The 15,443-nt window shown below is 71.9% G+C and carries 12 protein-coding genes; 10 read left to right on the top strand and 2 right to left on the bottom strand.

The window, feature by feature from the left end:
* Positions 1 to 314: 314 nt before the first annotated feature.
* The 4 genes from AH6_RS41140 to AH6_RS41155 all read left to right on the top strand — a co-directional run bounded on the left by AH6_RS41140 (position 315) and on the right by AH6_RS41155 (position 5,981).
* Positions 315 to 4,055, top strand: coding sequence for a multifunctional oxoglutarate decarboxylase/oxoglutarate dehydrogenase thiamine pyrophosphate-binding subunit/dihydrolipoyllysine-residue succinyltransferase subunit (locus tag AH6_RS41140; protein ID WP_067491746.1), 3,741 nt, complete (start codon positions 315 to 317; stop codon positions 4,053 to 4,055).
* A gap of 68 nt (positions 4,056 to 4,123) precedes the next feature.
* Positions 4,124 to 4,303: a DUF6104 family protein gene (locus AH6_RS41145; RefSeq protein ID WP_067491748.1), complete on the top strand. Its 180-nt coding sequence runs from the start codon at positions 4,124 to 4,126 to the stop codon at positions 4,301 to 4,303.
* A 123-nt stretch (positions 4,304 to 4,426) separates the two neighbouring features.
* Entirely contained in the window at positions 4,427 to 5,251 is an 825-nt protein-coding gene (locus tag AH6_RS41150) for a DUF4097 family beta strand repeat-containing protein (protein WP_067491750.1), read from the top strand.
* 1 nt (position 5,252) lies between these two features.
* Positions 5,253 to 5,981, top strand: a complete 729-nt coding sequence (locus AH6_RS41155; protein WP_067491752.1) for a PadR family transcriptional regulator — start codon at positions 5,253 to 5,255, stop codon at positions 5,979 to 5,981.
* Between the two features lie 7 nt (positions 5,982 to 5,988).
* Here AH6_RS41155 and AH6_RS41160 read toward each other — a convergent pair whose 3' ends face one another.
* Positions 5,989 to 7,446: a PucR family transcriptional regulator gene (locus tag AH6_RS41160; protein ID WP_067491754.1), complete on the bottom strand. Its 1,458-nt coding sequence runs from the start codon at positions 7,444 to 7,446 to the stop codon at positions 5,989 to 5,991.
* A 105-nt stretch (positions 7,447 to 7,551) separates the two neighbouring features.
* Between AH6_RS41160 and AH6_RS41165 the strand changes: the two genes are divergently transcribed.
* From AH6_RS41165 to AH6_RS41185, 5 genes are read left to right on the top strand one after another with little or no spacing between them, the layout of a single operon-like run.
* Positions 7,552 to 8,571, top strand: coding sequence for an S-methyl thiohydantoin desulfurase family protein (locus tag AH6_RS41165; protein ID WP_067491756.1), 1,020 nt, complete (start codon positions 7,552 to 7,554; stop codon positions 8,569 to 8,571).
* The gene (locus AH6_RS41170) at positions 8,568 to 9,899 is read left to right on the top strand and encodes a hydantoinase/oxoprolinase N-terminal domain-containing protein (protein WP_067491758.1); all 1,332 of its coding nucleotides are present in this window, start codon (positions 8,568 to 8,570) and stop codon (positions 9,897 to 9,899) included. Before AH6_RS41165 ends, AH6_RS41170 begins: the two co-directional genes overlap by 4 nt.
* A gap of 41 nt (positions 9,900 to 9,940) precedes the next feature.
* Positions 9,941 to 11,299: a purine-cytosine permease family protein gene (locus AH6_RS41175; RefSeq protein WP_067491760.1), complete on the top strand. Its 1,359-nt coding sequence runs from the start codon at positions 9,941 to 9,943 to the stop codon at positions 11,297 to 11,299.
* Between the two features lie 11 nt (positions 11,300 to 11,310).
* Positions 11,311 to 12,891 (top strand): hydantoinase/oxoprolinase N-terminal domain-containing protein, encoded by a 1,581-nt coding sequence (locus AH6_RS41180; protein ID WP_067491762.1) that lies wholly within the window; start codon positions 11,311 to 11,313, stop codon positions 12,889 to 12,891.
* On the top strand, positions 12,884 to 13,954 hold the full coding sequence (locus AH6_RS41185) for an S-methyl thiohydantoin desulfurase family protein (protein ID WP_174555171.1): 1,071 nt from the start codon (positions 12,884 to 12,886) through the stop codon (positions 13,952 to 13,954). Before AH6_RS41180 ends, AH6_RS41185 begins: the two co-directional genes overlap by 8 nt.
* Before the next feature lie 64 nt (positions 13,955 to 14,018).
* On the opposite strand, the gene AH6_RS41190 is transcribed toward AH6_RS41185, so the two are convergent.
* A complete protein-coding gene (locus AH6_RS41190) occupies positions 14,019 to 14,372 on the bottom strand; it encodes a DoxX family protein (RefSeq protein WP_067491764.1) in 354 nt (117 codons plus the stop codon).
* Positions 14,373 to 14,462: 90 nt separating this feature from the next.
* On the opposite strand from AH6_RS41190, the gene AH6_RS41195 reads away from it, so the two are divergent.
* Positions 14,463 to 15,362, top strand: a complete 900-nt coding sequence (locus AH6_RS41195) for a LysR family transcriptional regulator (RefSeq protein WP_067491766.1) — start codon at positions 14,463 to 14,465, stop codon at positions 15,360 to 15,362.
* Positions 15,363 to 15,443 lie beyond the last annotated feature (81 nt).

Consider the following 15,443-nt stretch of genomic DNA (forward strand, 5'->3'; position numbering starts at 1 on the left):
CTCGCCTCCGGCTTCGCCCCGCCGCGACAGTTAGTCACTCGCGCGACGGCTGAGGTCTTTGAGAGGGGCCCTGAGACCGGACTGGGACCGGACGGGAGCCTGTCGCGGTCCGGCCGATCCCGCCGAGAACCGCCGCGCCGGTTGGGCGAGATCGTCCGGATCGTGCCCTCCGGGGCGCGTCTCACCTCGTGGCTGCAAAAGTGACGCCCGAAGGCGAGTAGCCTTGACTCGTCTCAGAACTCACCTGCGAGCTGCGGAAGAGGGCGATCTCCGCCGTGTCGACAGAGTCGTCGCAATCTAGTGCCGACCCCAAGATGACCGACTTCGGTGCCAACGAGTGGCTGGTCGACGAGCTGTACCAGAAGTACCTCGAAGACCCGAACTCGGTTGACGAAGCCTGGTGGAACTTCTTCGCGGACTACCAGCCGGGCTCCCGGCCCGCCGCGACCACCGCCTCCCCGGAGGCCCCCCAGGCGACCGACGGCGCGGCCAAGCCTGCGGGCCAGGCCGCCAACGGCACCGCGGCGGCTCCGCCGACGGCCAAGCCGCCGGTTGCCCCTGACGGCAAGGCCGACGGGCAGGCGCAGCCGAAGGCCGCCGCTCAGTCGGCCGCCAAGCCGGCTGCCAAGAAGCCGGCCGAGCCCGCCGCCAAGAAGCCGGCCGCCACCCCCGTGCCGGCCGGCGCGGAGGAGGTCCGGCTGCGCGGCGTGGCCGCCCGGACGGCCGCCAACATGGATCTCAGCCTGTCGGTGCCGACCGCCACCAGCGTGCGCGCGATCCCGGCCAAGCTGCTGATCGACAACCGCATTGTGATCAACAACCACCTGAAGCGCGGGCGCGGCGGCAAGGTCTCCTTCACCCACCTCATCGGTTTCGCCATCGTGAAGGCGCTGGCGGCGATGCCGGAGATGAACGCCGCCTACACCGAGGTGGACGGCAAGCCGGTGCTGGTCAAGCCCGAGCACGTCAACTTCGGCCTGGCCATCGACCTGCGCAAGGACGACGGCCAGCGGCAGCTGGTGGTGCCCTCGATCAAGGCCGCCGAGACGCTGGACTTCCGCCAGTTCTGGGCCGCCTACGAGGAGATCGTCCGCAAGGCGCGCAACAACAAGCTGACGATCGAGGACTACCAGGGCACCACGATCTCGCTGACCAACCCCGGCACCATCGGCACCGTGCACTCGGTGCCGCGGCTGATGCCGGGCCAGGGCACGATCATCGGCGTGGGCGCGATGGAGTACCCGGCCGAGTTCGCCGGCGCGTCGGCCGACACGTTGTCGCGGATGGGCATCAGCAAGGTCATGACGGTGACCTCCACCTACGACCACCGCATCATCCAGGGCGCCCAGTCGGGCGACTTCCTGCGCCGCATCCACCAGCTGCTGCTGGGCGAGGACGGCTTCTACGACGAGATCTTCGAAGCGCTGCGCATCCCCTACGAGCCGGTGCGCTGGGTCAAGGACATCTCCGCCTCGCACGAGGACGACGTCGCCAAGGTCGCCCGCGTCCACGAGCTGATCCACGCCTACCGCGTGCGCGGCCACCTGATGGCCGACACCGACCCGCTGGAGTACAAGCAGCGCCGCCACCCCGACCTGGACATCCTCCAGCACGGGCTGACGTTGTGGGACCTGGAGCGCGAGTTCGCGACCGGCGGGTTCGGCGGCAAGCCGACGATGAAGCTGCGCGACATCCTCGGCGTGCTGCGCATGGCCTACTGCCGCACCGTCGGCATCGAGTACATGCACATCCAGGACCCCGAGGAGCGGGCCTGGATGCAGGAGCGCATCGAGGTCGCCCACGACAAGCCCTCGCGCGAGGAGCAGCTGCACGTGCTGCGCCGCCTCAACAGCGCCGAGGCGTTCGAGACCTTCCTGCAGACCAAGTTCGTCGGGCAGAAGCGGTTCTCGCTGGAGGGCGGCGAGTCGGTCATCCCGCTGCTCGACTCGGTGATCTCCGCGGCGGCCAAGGAGCACCTGGACGAGGTCGTCATCGGCATGGCCCACCGCGGCCGGCTGAACGTGCTCGCCAACATCGTCGGCAAGTCCTACGGGCAGATCTTCGGCGAGTTCGAGGGCAACCTCGACCCGCGCAGCGCCCAGGGCTCGGGCGATGTGAAGTACCACCTGGGCGCCTCGGGCGACTTCGTCGCCGACGACGGCTCCAAGATCCACACCGAGCTGGTCGCCAACCCCTCGCACCTGGAGACGGTGGACCCGGTGCTGGAGGGCGTGGCCCGCGCCAAGCAGGACGTCCTGGACGTCGGCGAGGCCGGGTTCAGCGTGCTGCCGGTGCTGATCCACGGCGACGCGGCGTTCGCCGGGCAGGGCGTGGTCGCCGAGACCCTGAACCTGTCGCAGCTGCGCGGCTACCGCACCGGCGGCACCGTGCACGTGATCATCAACAACCAGGTGGGCTTCACCACCGCGCCCGAGTACTCGCGCTCCAGCGTCTACTCCACCGACGTGGCGCGGATGATCCAGGCGCCGATCTTCCACGTCAACGGCGACGACCCGGAGGCGTGCGCCCGCGTGGCGCGGCTCGCCTTCGAGTACCGCCAGACGTTCAAGAAGGACGTCGTCATCGACATGGTCTGCTACCGGCGCCGGGGCCACAACGAGACCGACAACCCCTCGTTCACCCAGCCGCTGATGTACGACCTGATCGACGCCAAGCGCTCGGTGCGCAAGCTCTACACCGAGGCGCTGATCGGCCGGGGCGACATCACGGTCGAGGAGGCCGAGGCGGCGCTGCGCGACTACCAGGAGCAGCTGGAGCGGGCCTTCACCGAGACCCGCGAGGCGCTGAAGAAGCCGGCCGAGCCCGGCTCGGTGGTCAAGCCGGACGTGGAGGAGCGCATCCCGATCGACCACGCGTCGGTCGGCACCGCGATCTCCCGCGAGACCGTCAAGCAGATCATCGACGCGCAGATCAGCCTGCCCGACGGCTTCTCGCTGCACCCGCGGCTGCAGCCGATCCTCCAGCGCCGCGTGCAGTCGGTCGAGGACGACGCGATGGACTGGGCGACCGGCGAGGCGCTGGCGTTCGGGTCGCTGCTGAAGGACGGCCACCCGGTGCGCCTGGTCGGCCAGGACTCGCGGCGCGGCACCTTCGGCCAGCGCCACGCGGTGCTGGTCGACCGCAGGTCCGGCGAGGAGTACACCCCGCTCAAGCAGTTCGGGCAGGGCGTGTCGAAGTTCTACGTCCACGACTCGCTGCTCAGCGAGTACGCGGCGCTGGGCTTCGAGTACGGCTACTCGATGACCCGCCCGGACGCGCTGGTGATGTGGGAGGCGCAGTTCGGCGACTTCGTCAACGGCGCCCAGTCGGTCATCGACGAGTACATCTCCTCGGGCGAGCAGAAGTGGGGCCAGCGCTCCGGCGTGGTGCTGCTGCTGCCGCACGGCTACGAGGGCCAGGGGCCCGACCACTCCTCGGCGCGCATCGAGCGTTTCCTCCAGATGTGCGCGCAGGACAACATGACGGTGGTCTACCCGACCACCACGGCCAACTACTTCCACCTGCTGCGCTGGCAGGTCCTGGCCGACCGGCAGAAGCCGCTGATCGTGTTCACGCCCAAGTCGCTGCTGCGGCACAAGGCGGCGGCCGCGAGCGTCGAGCAGATCACCGAGGGCCGGTTCCTGCCGGTCATCCCGGAGAGCAGCGCCGCGGTGGAGCCGGCCGGCGTCAAGCGGGTGCTGCTCACCACCGGCAAGATCTACTACGACGTCGCGGCGGCCCGCGACGCGACGGGGGCCAACGACACCGCCGTGGTGCGGGTCGAGCGGCTGTACCCGCCGCCGGTGGACGAGATCAAGGCCGAGCTCGCCAAGTACCCGGGCCACGAGGAAGTGGTGTGGGTGCAGGACGAGCCCGCCAACCAGGGCGCCTGGCCGTTCATGGCGCTGAAGCTGCCGCACCACATCGAGGGCCTGAAGCTGAAGCGCGTCTCGCGCCCGGCGGCGTCCTCGCCCGCGGTGGGGTCGAACAAGCTGCACATGGCCGAGCAGGAGGCCCTGCTGGTCCGCCTGTTCGGTGAGAAGGCCAAGAAGTAGTCACGGCGGTTCCGAGGGCTCCGGCGCGCTTTCCGCGCGCCGGGGCCCTCGGCGTTGGAGGGAGAGGCATGTACTTCACCGATCGGGGCATCGAGGAGCTGGCGGACCGGCGCGGGGCCGAGGAGGTCAGCCTGGCGTGGCTGGCCGAGCGGCTGCGCGAGTTCGTGGACCTGAACCCCGAGTTCGAGACGCCCGTGGAGCGGCTGGCGACGTGGCTGGCCCGGCTGGACGACGAGGACGAGGAGTAGCGGGTCAGACGGCAACGCGATACATCTTGACTTTGCCGTAACGCGACATATCGTGTTGTCCACCGGCTTCCCCCGCCATCCGCCCCGCTGACACTGGCGCCCGGACGAAAGGCACGAGACCCGATGTCGCGTTGGACGATCGACGAACCGACCACCCTCGACTTCGACGGCGTGGTCGCGCTCAGGGCCACGCTGATCGCCGGGAGCGTCTCGGTGCTGGCCACCGACGAGCGCCCCTCGGTGCAGATCCACGACCTGGAGGGCGCTCCGCTGGTGGTCTCGCACGAGGCCGGGATGCTCCAGGTGTCCCACGAGAAACTGTGGGAGGGCGTGCTGAGCTGGTTGCGCACCCAGAAGGTCCGCGCGGCGATCACCGTGACGGTGCCGCGCGACTGCCCGGTCACCCTGAACCTGGTGTCGGCCGACGCGGTGGTGACGGGCCTGGCGGCCCGCACCTCGGTCAAGACCGCCGCCGGTGACGTCACGCTGGACGGGGTGACCGGCTCCATCGACGTCAACACCGTGGCCGGCGCGATCGAGGCGCAGGGCCTGGACGGGCGGGTCTCGTTCACCTCGGTGTCGGGCGACCTCGCGCTCGCCGGGGGCGCGGTGGACCGGCTGACCGCGCGCAGCGGCAGCGGGCGCGTGGCCGCCGACATCGACCTGGTGAAGGGCGCGAGCATCGACGTCACCACCGTCGCGGGCGAGGTCACGCTGCGCATCCCCGAAGGCGCGGGGGCCAAGGTCGCGCTGAACTCGGCCGCCGGGCAGATCGAGACCTCCTTCGCCGGGCTGGACCGCCAGGACCGGCCGGTCTCGCGCGGGGTCACCGGCGTGCTCGGCGACGGCGGGGGCCGCGTCACGGTCAACACCGTCGCGGGCGGCGTCACGCTGCTGGGCCGTCCCGCCGACCCCGTCGAGATCACCACCCCCGGAACGGAGAAGTGAGTTGAGCCCCGTCTTCGGCCACGGCCGCCTGCGGTTGTACCTGCTCAAGCTGCTGGAGGAGAGCCCGCGGCACGGCTACGAGGTGATCCGGCTGCTCCAGGACCGGTTCCTCGGCGTCTACTCGCCCTCCCCCGGCACCATCTACCCCCGGCTGGCCCGGCTGGAGTCCGAGGGCCTGGTCACCCACGAGGTCGTGCAGGGCAAGAAGGTCTACTCCCTCACCGACCAGGGCCGCGCGGAGCTGATCCGGCGCATGGACGAGCTGGCCGAGCTGGAAGAGGAGATCTCCGCCTCGGCGCAGGAGTTCGCCCGCGAGGTGCAGCAGGACGTGCGGCAGACCGTGCGGACGTTGCGCGAGGAGCTGACCCAGGCCGCCCGCACCGTCCGCGACCAGAGCCGCTCGGGCACCGCCGTCACCGGCGACGTGTGGCGCGAGACCACCGACCGGCAGAAGGACGAGTGGCAGCGGCAGAAGGAGCACTGGCGCGAGCAGACCCAGTACTGGAAGGACGAGTGGCGCAAGAACTGGGAGGACGCCTGGAAGAGCGCGACCGGCTCGCGGGAGGACGTGGCCCGGCTGAAGCTGGAGCGGCTGCTCAGCTCGTTCGTGTCGGACGTGCGCAAGAGCGTTTCCGGGCGTGAGCTGTCGGAGGCCGACCTGACGGCCGCGAAGGCGCTCCTCGAAGAGACCCAGGAACGCCTGAACCGCGAGATCTTCCACCGCGACTGAGCGTCCGTTAAGGCAACACAGCTCGGCAGGCGAGTTGCACCGCTAGGCGCTGTTCGGGGTCGGCGAGATCGACTCCGAGCAGCGCCGACGCGCGCCGCACGCGGTCGGTGACGGCGTTGCGGTGCAGGTGCAGGTCCTCGGCGGCGCGCGCGGGCGACCCCTGGTGGTCCAGATAGGACTGCAAGGTCCGCAGCAGCGGCCGGGCGCGTTCGGGCCCGAGTACGACGATCGGGGCGAGCAGTTCGGCGGCCGAGGCGCGGGCGGTGTCGGAGGCGTACCACTCCCCCAGCATCCGGTCGAGCCCGGCCAGGTCGTGCACGGTCACCGGCCGCCCGCCGCCGCGCTCGCCCCGGGTGACGGCGGTGCGGGCCTCGCGCGCGGAGGTGCGCAGTCCCAGCGGGCCCTGGTGGACGCCGCCGACGCCGCCGCGCAGGTCGGCGTCGGGGAAGCGGGCGCGCAGGTCGGCCAGCAGCCGTTCGGTGGTGGCGACGGCGGCGCGCAGCCCGTCGCGGCCGAGGTCGGCGCTCTGGCTGCGGATCAGCAGCAGGGCGTCGTCGGCGCGGGCGGAGTGCCAGGGCGCGCCGCCGCCGGTGCGCAGGGTGCGGAGCGCGGCGCGGTCCACCGCGTCGAGCAGCTCGTAGCGGTCGGGGCCGGTGAGCGCGGCGGGCTCGACGCGCAGCGCGATGTGCCAGCCGTCCACCGGCAGGCCGAGGGCGCGGGCGGCGCTCAGCAGCCGCAGCGCCTGCCCTTCGGGCGCGACCAGCAGCTCCGACAGCAGCAGGGTGCGGGAGCGGACCGGGACGTCCTCGGCTCCGGCGCGGGCGATGGTCTCGGCGGCCAGGCGCGCGACGCGGGCGGCGGCGCGGCCGAGGTGCCCGCCGGGGTCGGCGGCGGCGACCCGGACCTCGCCGTCGGGGCCGCGCGCGGTCGCGCCGGTCTCGCCGGGGCCGGGCGCGTCCAGGCGTAGCGGAACGCCGAGCGCGGCGGACGCGGCGGCCAGGATCTCGGCGGGGTCTCCGGCGGCGTCGAGGACGGCGTCGATCGCGGCGGTCTGGCGGGCCAGGGCGTCGGCGGCGTCGCCGTCGATCGCCCGCGCGAGGGCGGTGACGAACGCGGCCAGCTCCGGGCCGGGCGCGGCGTGCAGCAGGGCGGTGCCGCCGCGTTCGGCGATCGCCCGGGCGGTCTCGGGGATCGGCGGCGGCTCGGCGGGGGCCGTCAGGACCAGGGCGGCGGCTCCGGCGGCGGCCGCGTCCCGCAGCGCCACGTCCAGCCGGTAGCCGGTGGCGCGGCGGGCGGCGGGCGCGGTGAGGACGGCCACGGCCCCTTCCGGGACGGCGCTGAGCGTGGTCAGATCCTCCACCAGCCGGACGCCGGTCGCGGCGCGGCCGTCCAGCGGCCCGGCCAGCGCGGTCAGGCCGCCGGGGAGCGTGGGAAGGGCCGTCAGGTCGCCCGGCAGGGTCGTCACGGTTGCAGGCTACCCGCCACCTCCTGTGCCGCAAGCACAGTGACCTGCACAAACACGTGCCGTGCGCATAGCGGCCCGGCGACCGCGCGCTCCTACTGTGAGCACATGTTCCTGGACGACACCCTGCTCCCCGCTTTCGCGCGCGGGTGCGCCGTGCTCGGCTCGGGCGGCGGCGGTGACGTCGGGCCCGCGCTCGTGACCGCCGCGCAGGCCGTCGCCGACCACGGCCCGGTCCGGGTCGTCCAGCCCGAGGACCTGCCCGCCGACGCGCTGGTGATGTCGTGCGGGATCATCGGCTCGCCCACGGTGTCGACCGAGCGGATCGGCGGCCCGCTCCAGGCGCGGACGTTGCGCGCCACCGTCGAGGAGCTGCACGGCGTGCCGGTGGCGGCGCTGATGTCGGGCGAGATCGGCGGCTCGGGCGGCCTGACGGCGCTGACCTGGGCGGCGTGGCTCGGCCTGCCGCTGCTGGACGCCGACGCGATGGGCCGCGCCTACCCGCGCATGGACCAGGCCGCCATGGAGATCGCCGGGCTGTCGCCCGCGCCGTGCGTGCTGGTGGACGAGCGCGGCCGCACCGTCGTGCTGCACCGGGTGGACGGCGGCTGGCTGGAGCGGCTGGCGCGCGGCGTGCTGGACTCGTTCGGCGGCCTGGCCGCCACCAGCGAGTACCCGCTGCGGGCCGGGCAGGTGCGGGAAGCGGCCGTCGCGGGCTCGGTGTCGCGGGCGCTGGCGATCGGCGCGGCGCTGGCGGCGGGCGTCCCGGCCGCGCCGGGCGCGGACCTGGACCGGCTGATCACCGGCAAGATCGCGGCGGTGGAGCGGCCCGGCGACGGCACCACGGCGCTGGTCGTGGAGGGCCTGGCCGCCGACGCCGGGCGGCTGCTGCGCATCGAGGCGCAGAGCGAGTACCTCGCCGCCTACGAGGACGGCCGCGCCCGCGCCCTGGTGCCCAACGTGATCGCGGTGCTGGACACCCGGACCGCCGCCGCCGTGCAGGTGGACGGCGTCCGCTACGGCCTGCGCGTCAGCGTGCTGGCGGCCGGGAGCGCGCCGGTGTGGCGCACCCCGGCGGGCCTCGCGCTGGGCGGCCCGGCCGCGTTCGGGCTGGCGGCCGACTCATGATCATCGGTATCGACGTGGGCCCGACCCGCACCGACGCGGCGCTGCTGGCCGAGGACGGCGCGGTCCGCGCCACCGCCAAGGTCGCCTCGGTGCCCGACGACCCGGTGGCCGGGGTCGGCGCGGCGCTGGCGGCGCTGCCCGCGCCCGGCGGCCCGGTGACGCGCGTCGGCGTGGGGCTGCGCGGCCCGGCGCGGGCGGTGGTGGAGCGCCGCGACCTGGCGCGGGTCGGGGTGCTGCGCATCGGCGGGGAGGCGGCGCGGGCCGTCCGGCCGCTGTTCGGCTGGCCCGCCGACCTGCGCGAGGCCGTGTGCGCGGACGCCACGATCGTCGAGGGCGGCGGCGGGTTCGACGCCGACGAGTGGACGCCGCTGGACGAGGACGCCGTCGCCCGCTTCGCCGCCGGGCTCGCCGGACGCGCCGACAGCGTCGCGATCACCGGCGTGTTCGCGCCGGTGGACGACGCGCAGGAACGCCGCGCCGCCGAGATCGTCCGGCGCGAGATGGGCGAGGTGCACCTGTCGCTCTCGGGCGAACTGGGCCCGCTCGGGCTGCTGGAGCGCGAGAACACCGCCGTCCTGAACGGCGCGCTGCACCGCGTCGCCGGGACCCTCGCCGACGGGCTGCGCGCCACGTTCGGCGAGGCCACGACGGTGCTGGTCACGCGCGGCGACGGCAGCGTGATGGGCCTGGACCACCTGCGCCGCCACCCCGGCCTCGGCCTGGGCAGCAGCCTGGCCAGCACGCTGCGCGGCGCGGCGACGCTGACCGGCCGCGACGGCGCGGTGGTCGCCGACGTGGGCGAGCACCGCATCCGAGTGGGCGCGCTGACCGGCGGCCACCCGCAGCAGGCGCTCGGCGCGCGCATCGGCGGCGTCCCGGTGGGCTTCTGGATGCCCGACCTGATCCGGGTACCGCGCTCGGGCCCGCGCCTGGAAGCCGAGCTCGTCGAGGCCGTGGACCGGATGCAGCCCGCCGCCGGGCGGCTGCCGCTGGTGGTGGTCGGCGGCGGCGCGGGCGCGGTGCCCGCCGCGCTGCCGGGCGTCGCCGAGGTGTTGCGGCCCGAGCACGGCGAGGTGGCCGGGGCGATCGGCGCGGCGACCAGCCCGGTCGGCGGCCAGGCCGAACGCATGGTGCGGGTGGACGCCCGCACCGACCTGGACGCCCTCCTGGAGAAAGTACGCGAGGAGGCCCGCGCCAGCGCCGTCCGGGCCGGGGCCGACCCGCGCCGCGTCCAGGTGTCGCCCGTCTCGCGCACCCCGCTGCCCTACCTGCCCGGCGTGGCGCTGCGGCTGCACGCCCGCGCCGCCGGTCCCCCGCACCTGCTGTGACCCCTGAATCCCCCGCAGTCCCCTTTCCGAAAGGCCGGCCCATGGCAGAGACGACCGACGAGGACTTCCCGCTGGAGCGGGTCCCGCGCTCGGCCCGCTACTCGTGGTTCAACGTGGCGGTGCAGCGCTTCGGGCAGCTGTCCGACCTCACCCAGTTCCTGCTCGGCGCGACGCTGGGCGCGGGGTTGTCGTTCTGGGGCGCGTTCTGGGCGTTCACGCTCGGCTCGGTGATCCTCGAAGTCGTGTGCATCTTCATCGGCATCGCCGGGATGCGCGAGGGCCTGTCCACCTCGGTGCTGGCCCGCTGGACCGGATTCGGCCGGTACGGCTCCACCCTGATCGGCCTGGTCATCGCGGTCAGCCTGTTCGGCTGGTTCGGGGTGCAGACGGCGGTGTTCGCCAGCGGGCTGCACTCGCTGGCGGGCGGGCCGCCGCTGTGGGTGTGGTCGCTGGTCACCGGGCTCGGCGTGACGTTGCTGGTGCTCAAGGGCTTCAAGGCGATGGGCTGGACGGCGTTCGTGACGGTCCCGGCGTTCCTGGGCCTGGCGGGCTGGGCGATGAGCGTGCAGCTGTCCAAGCACAGCCTGGGCGACCTGGTGGCGTCCCCGCCGTTCGGCGAGGCGATCACCGTGGCGACGGGCGCGACGATCGTGGCCGGGTCCTACATCGTCGGCGCGGTCACCACCCCCGACATGACGCGCTTCAACCGCACGACCGGCGACGTGGTGAAGCAGACGCTGGTCGGCATCTCGCTCGGCGAGTACGTGCTGGGCCTGGCCGGAGTGCTGCTGGCCTACGCGGTCAAGACCTCCGACGTGATCGCCATCATCACCGCGTCCTCGGGCGTCGCCGGCGTGATCATCCTGGTCTCCGCCACCGTCAAGATCAACAACTGGAACCTGTACTCGGCCGCGCTCGGCCTGATCAACGCGGTGGAGTCGCTGACCGGGGTGCGGCTGCACCGGGTCGCCACCACCGTCGGCATCGGCGTGCTGGGCAGCGCGCTCGCCGCCGCCGGGATCCTGGAGCGCTTCACCGACTTCCTCACCGTGCTCGGCGTGCTGACCCCGCCGATCGCCGGGATCATGGTCGCCGAGTACTTCGTCGCCAAGCGCTGGCGGCCCGCGCTGGACGCCTCCCGCGCGCTCGGCCGACTGCCGGAGACCGAGCCGGGCTGGGTGCCCGCGACGCTGGTGCTCTGGGCGGCGGCCGCGACGATCGGCTGGTTCTCCGAGCACCTGCACTGGTGGGGCATCCCCGCCCTGAACTCGCTGCTGATCGCCGGGATCGGCTATGTGGTGGCCGCGAAGCTGGGCCTGGTGCACGGCACGCGCGAACTGCCCGTCGAGCAGCCCGAGCAGCCCGCCGCCGCCCTGGAGGCGGCGGCGCAGACCGCCTGAGAGGGAGTTCCATGCGCATCGGCATCGACGTCGGCGGCACCAACACCGACGCGGTCCTGCTGGACGGCGACCGGGTGCTGGCGACCGTCAAGTCGCCGACCACCCCGGAGGTGACCGGCGGCGTGGTCGCCGCGATCTCCGCCGTCCTCACCGGCTCCGGCGTGCCGCCGGGCGCGGTCACCGCCGTGATGATCGGCACGACGCACTTCGTGAACGCGCTGGTGGAGGGCGCGCGGCTGGCCCCGACGGCCGCCGTCCGGCTCGGCCTGCCCGCCGCCGCGTCGCTGCCGCCGATGGTGGACTGGCCCGCCCGGCTGCGCGCCGCGCTGAGCCCTGCCGACGGTGAACCGGCCGTCTACCAATGCCACGGCGGCCACGAGTACGACGGCCGCCCCATATCTCCGCTCGACCCCGAGGAGCTACGCCGAACCGCCGCCGACATCGCCGCACGCGGCGTCCGCTCCGTCGCCATCTCCTCGATCTTCTCCCCGGTCAGCGCCGACGACGAGCTGCGCGCGGCCGAGATCCTGGCCGCCGAACTGGGCCCGGAGATCCACCTGTCCCTCTCGCACGACATCGGCCGGGTCGGGTTGCTGCCGCGCGAGAACGCGACGATCGTCAACGCCGCCCTGCGCGACCTGGCCGTCCAGATCGTCGAGGCGTTCACCAGGTCACTGACCGAAGCGGGCATCACCGCGCCGCTGTTCCTGTCGCAGAACGACGGCACGCTGATGGACGTCGAACACGCCCGCCGCCACCCGGTGGCGACCTTCGCGTCCGGCCCGACGAACTCCATGCGCGGCGCGGCCTACCTGTCGGGACTGACCGACTGCGCCGTAGTGGACATCGGCGGCACCACAGCCGACGTCGGGATGCTGGTCGGAGGCTTCCCGCGCGAAGCGTCGGGCGAAGCAGAGCTAGCAGGAGTACGCACGAACTTCCGCATCCCCGACGTCCTGTCCCTGGGCATAGGCGGCGGCTCCCTAGTAGACCTCATCACCCCAACGGTCGGCCCACGCAGCGTCGGCTACCAACTAACCGAAAAAGCCCTGGTCTTCGGCGGCGACACCCTGACCGCAACAGACCTGGCCGTGGCAGCCGGAAGGGCCGAGATAGGCGACCCGTCCCACATCGCACACCTGGAACGCACCAAAGTCGAAGCCGCCTTGGCCCACATAGCCGAACGCATAGCCGAGACCGTAGACCGGATGCGAACCTCCCCCGGCCCGATCCCCGTAGTAGCCGTAGGCGGCGGCAGCGTCCTAGTAGGCGACACCTTGCCAGGCTTCCCCGACGTGCGCCGCCCGGACCACTACGCGGTGGCGAACGCGATCGGCGCAGCAATCGCGCAAGTCGGCGGCGAGGTGGACCGCGTCTTCCAGATCCCCGAAGGCCACCGCGACACCGTCCTGGCCGAAGCAAAAGCGGAAGCCATAGCCCACGCCGAAAAAGCAGGAGCACGCCCCAACAGCGTCACCATCGTGGACGTGGAGGAGGTGCCGCTCGCGTACCTACCGGGCGGCGCAACGCGCATCCGCGTGAAGGCCGTCGGCGACCTGGACCTGACTCGCCTGGAGGAATCCCGTGCGTGAGATCAAGCCCGAACAACTAGAGGACATGGCACGCGGCGCGGGCATCCTCGGCACCGGCGGCGGAGGCGACCCCTACGTCGGCAAACTACTGGCGCAACAAGCAATGCGCGAACACGGCCCGGTCACCATCGTGGACATCAACGAAGTACCCGCCGACGCGACAGTGGTAGCAATCTCAGGAATGGGCGCCCCCACCGTCTCCCTGGAAAAACTGCCAGCAGGCACCGAAGAGGTAACAGCCCTACGCGCCCTAGAGAAAACACTGAACCGCCGCGCCACACACCTGATGCCGATCGAGGTAGGCGGCCTGAACTCCATGGTGCCGTTCATCGCCGCAGCCCAAACGGGCCTCCCCCTAGTGGACGGCGACGCAATGGGCCGCGCCTTCCCGGAAGCACAGATGGTGCTCCCCGCCCTGATCGGCGTAACAGTGGCGCCCATGGCCGTCGCGGACGACAAGGGCAACACCCTCGTCCTCCAAACAGTGTCGAACCTGTGGACCGAACGCCTGGCACGCACGGCCTGCGTAGAAATGGGCTGCTCAGTATCGTGCGCCGACACGGTAATGCGAGGCGACCAACTAGCCGAGAGCCTGGTCCCGGCGACCCTGACCCTGGCCGAAAACCTGGGCCGAGCAGTACGCGAAGCACGCACCGCCCACACCGACCCCGTAGAGGCGGCAGCCGACATGCTGAACGGCGTACGCCTCCTGACAGGCAAGGTGGTAGACGTGCAACGCCGCACATCCGGCGGCTTCGCAAGAGGCGATGCACGCCTGGAAGGCATCGGCACCGACACCAACCGGACACTGGAACTGAGCTTCCAGAACGAGCACCTCCTAGCCCGCCGCGACGGCGAAATCATCGCAACAACACCAGACCTGATCTGCGTCCTGGACACAGACACAGGCGAGCCCGTGACAACGGAGAACATGCGATACGGGCTACGCGTAACAGTGCTGGGCGTGCCGTGCGACCCACGCTGGCTGACACCGGGCGGCATAGAACTGGCAGGCCCCCGCTACTTCGGCTACGAAACGGACCACGTAAGCCTCCCGACCTAACCACTTCCCGACCTGCCGCAGAGACCCAAGCCCCTCTGCGGCAGGTCAGCCCCCGGTTCTGGAACTACTCGGAGCAGCACGCAAGAACCAGGGAAGCGATCGCCAACGCGAAGTACCCACCAGGAAAGGCGATGTTGTAGAAGACACGGCGGCGCACATGAAAACCAAGCGCCCCCGCAAAAAACAGAACAAGCCCGACCGCCGCAGCAATCCCAAGCAGCCGCACCCCCAGCAACCCGAGCAGCAACCCGACAGCCCCAGCAGCCTTGAGAGCCCCCAGCAAAGGCAGCCAGGACCGGGGAACCCCGACCTCGGCCGAGTTGGCGAGCACGAACTCGGCCCTCGCGAAGTCAGCGACAGCGACCACGGCGCAAACCACAACCGTGACCACGGTGACGACAACGTAAGCGATGAACATCGGGAGGCCCCCTACTGGATCGGCTAACGCGACCAACTCTTCTCGCCCCGGCGAAAGACCGTCCAATACCTGCTTCCATAACCTGGAGGCATGGATGTGGACACCCGGTTGCTGCGCTACTTCGCCGCCGTCGCCCAAGAGGGAAACCTGACGCGCGCCGCCGAACGGCTGTACGTGTCCCAACCCGCGCTGACGAAGCAGATCAAGCAACTGGAACGGCTGCTGGGCGTGCAACTGTTCGAGCGGTCCCGAGCAGGCATGACGCTCACCGAACCAGGCAAGACCCTCGCCGCAGCGATCCCCGCCCTCCTGGCCACCTGGGACCGAACAGCGCGGCAGACCAAAACAACGGCAGGACGAGCCGCACACGTCCTGCGCGTGGGCTTCATGGCCAGCGGAGCCAACGAGGCCACCCCGCAGATCATCGCGGCGTTCACCAAGCGGCGGCCGGACTGGCGGATAGAAACACGCCAAGCGGCATGGAGCGACCCGACCGCCGGCCTGGCCGAGGGAGACGTGGACGCGGCCCTACTACGCCTACCGTTCCCAAACCACAACGAGCTGCGCATAGAGCCCCTCTTCAGCGAGCCCAGATGCGTAGCGCTCCCCACGAGCCACCCCTTGGCGAACCGCGAGGAAATCGCCTTCACCGAACTGTGGGATGAGCCGTTCGTGGCCGCACCAGAGACAACGAACCAATGGCGCGACTACTGGCTGGCCACCGATGAGCGCGCGGACCACCCACCCCGCATCGGCGCGGTGACCGAGCACCCGGACGACTGGCTGAACGCGATAGCGAACGGCTACGGCATCGCCCTGGCCCCGGAATCAGCGGCACGCTTCTACGCACGCCCCGGCATCGTCTACCGTCGCGTCACCGGCGTCAGCGCCAGCAAGATAGCCGTCGCATGGCTCCCGACCTCCGACGAGGACCCGATCGTCCAGGACTTCGTGACCTGCTGCCGAGAACACGGCACACCAACACTCTGACCGGCAGCCCCTCGCACCCTCTACCTGCCCAACAACCCCAACCCCGCACCCGAACACGACCACCAACCCCGGCCACCGGGG

Source organism: Actinomadura hibisca NBRC 15177 (assembly GCF_001552635.1).
Classification (GTDB): Bacteria; Actinomycetota; Actinomycetes; order Streptosporangiales; family Streptosporangiaceae; genus Spirillospora; species Spirillospora hibisca.

Excerpts from the sequence above, each read along its gene's own strand:
- AH6_RS41190 (WP_067491764.1), bottom strand. The coding sequence starts at position 14,372 with ATGTTCATCGCTTACGTTGTCGTCACCGTGGTCACGGTTGTGGTTTGC.
- AH6_RS41195 (WP_067491766.1), top strand. The coding sequence starts at position 14,463 with ATGGATGTGGACACCCGGTTGCTGCGCTACTTCGCCGCCGTCGCCCAA.
- AH6_RS41175 (WP_067491760.1), top strand. The coding sequence starts at position 9,941 with ATGGCAGAGACGACCGACGAGGACTTCCCGCTGGAGCGGGTCCCGCGC.
- AH6_RS41170 (WP_067491758.1), top strand. The coding sequence starts at position 8,568 with ATGATCATCGGTATCGACGTGGGCCCGACCCGCACCGACGCGGCGCTG.
- AH6_RS41165 (WP_067491756.1), top strand. The coding sequence starts at position 7,552 with ATGTTCCTGGACGACACCCTGCTCCCCGCTTTCGCGCGCGGGTGCGCC.
- AH6_RS41140 (WP_067491746.1), top strand. The coding sequence starts at position 315 with ATGACCGACTTCGGTGCCAACGAGTGGCTGGTCGACGAGCTGTACCAG.
- AH6_RS41145 (WP_067491748.1), top strand. The coding sequence starts at position 4,124 with ATGTACTTCACCGATCGGGGCATCGAGGAGCTGGCGGACCGGCGCGGG.
- AH6_RS41180 (WP_067491762.1), top strand. The coding sequence starts at position 11,311 with ATGCGCATCGGCATCGACGTCGGCGGCACCAACACCGACGCGGTCCTG.
- AH6_RS41150 (WP_067491750.1), top strand. The coding sequence starts at position 4,427 with ATGTCGCGTTGGACGATCGACGAACCGACCACCCTCGACTTCGACGGC.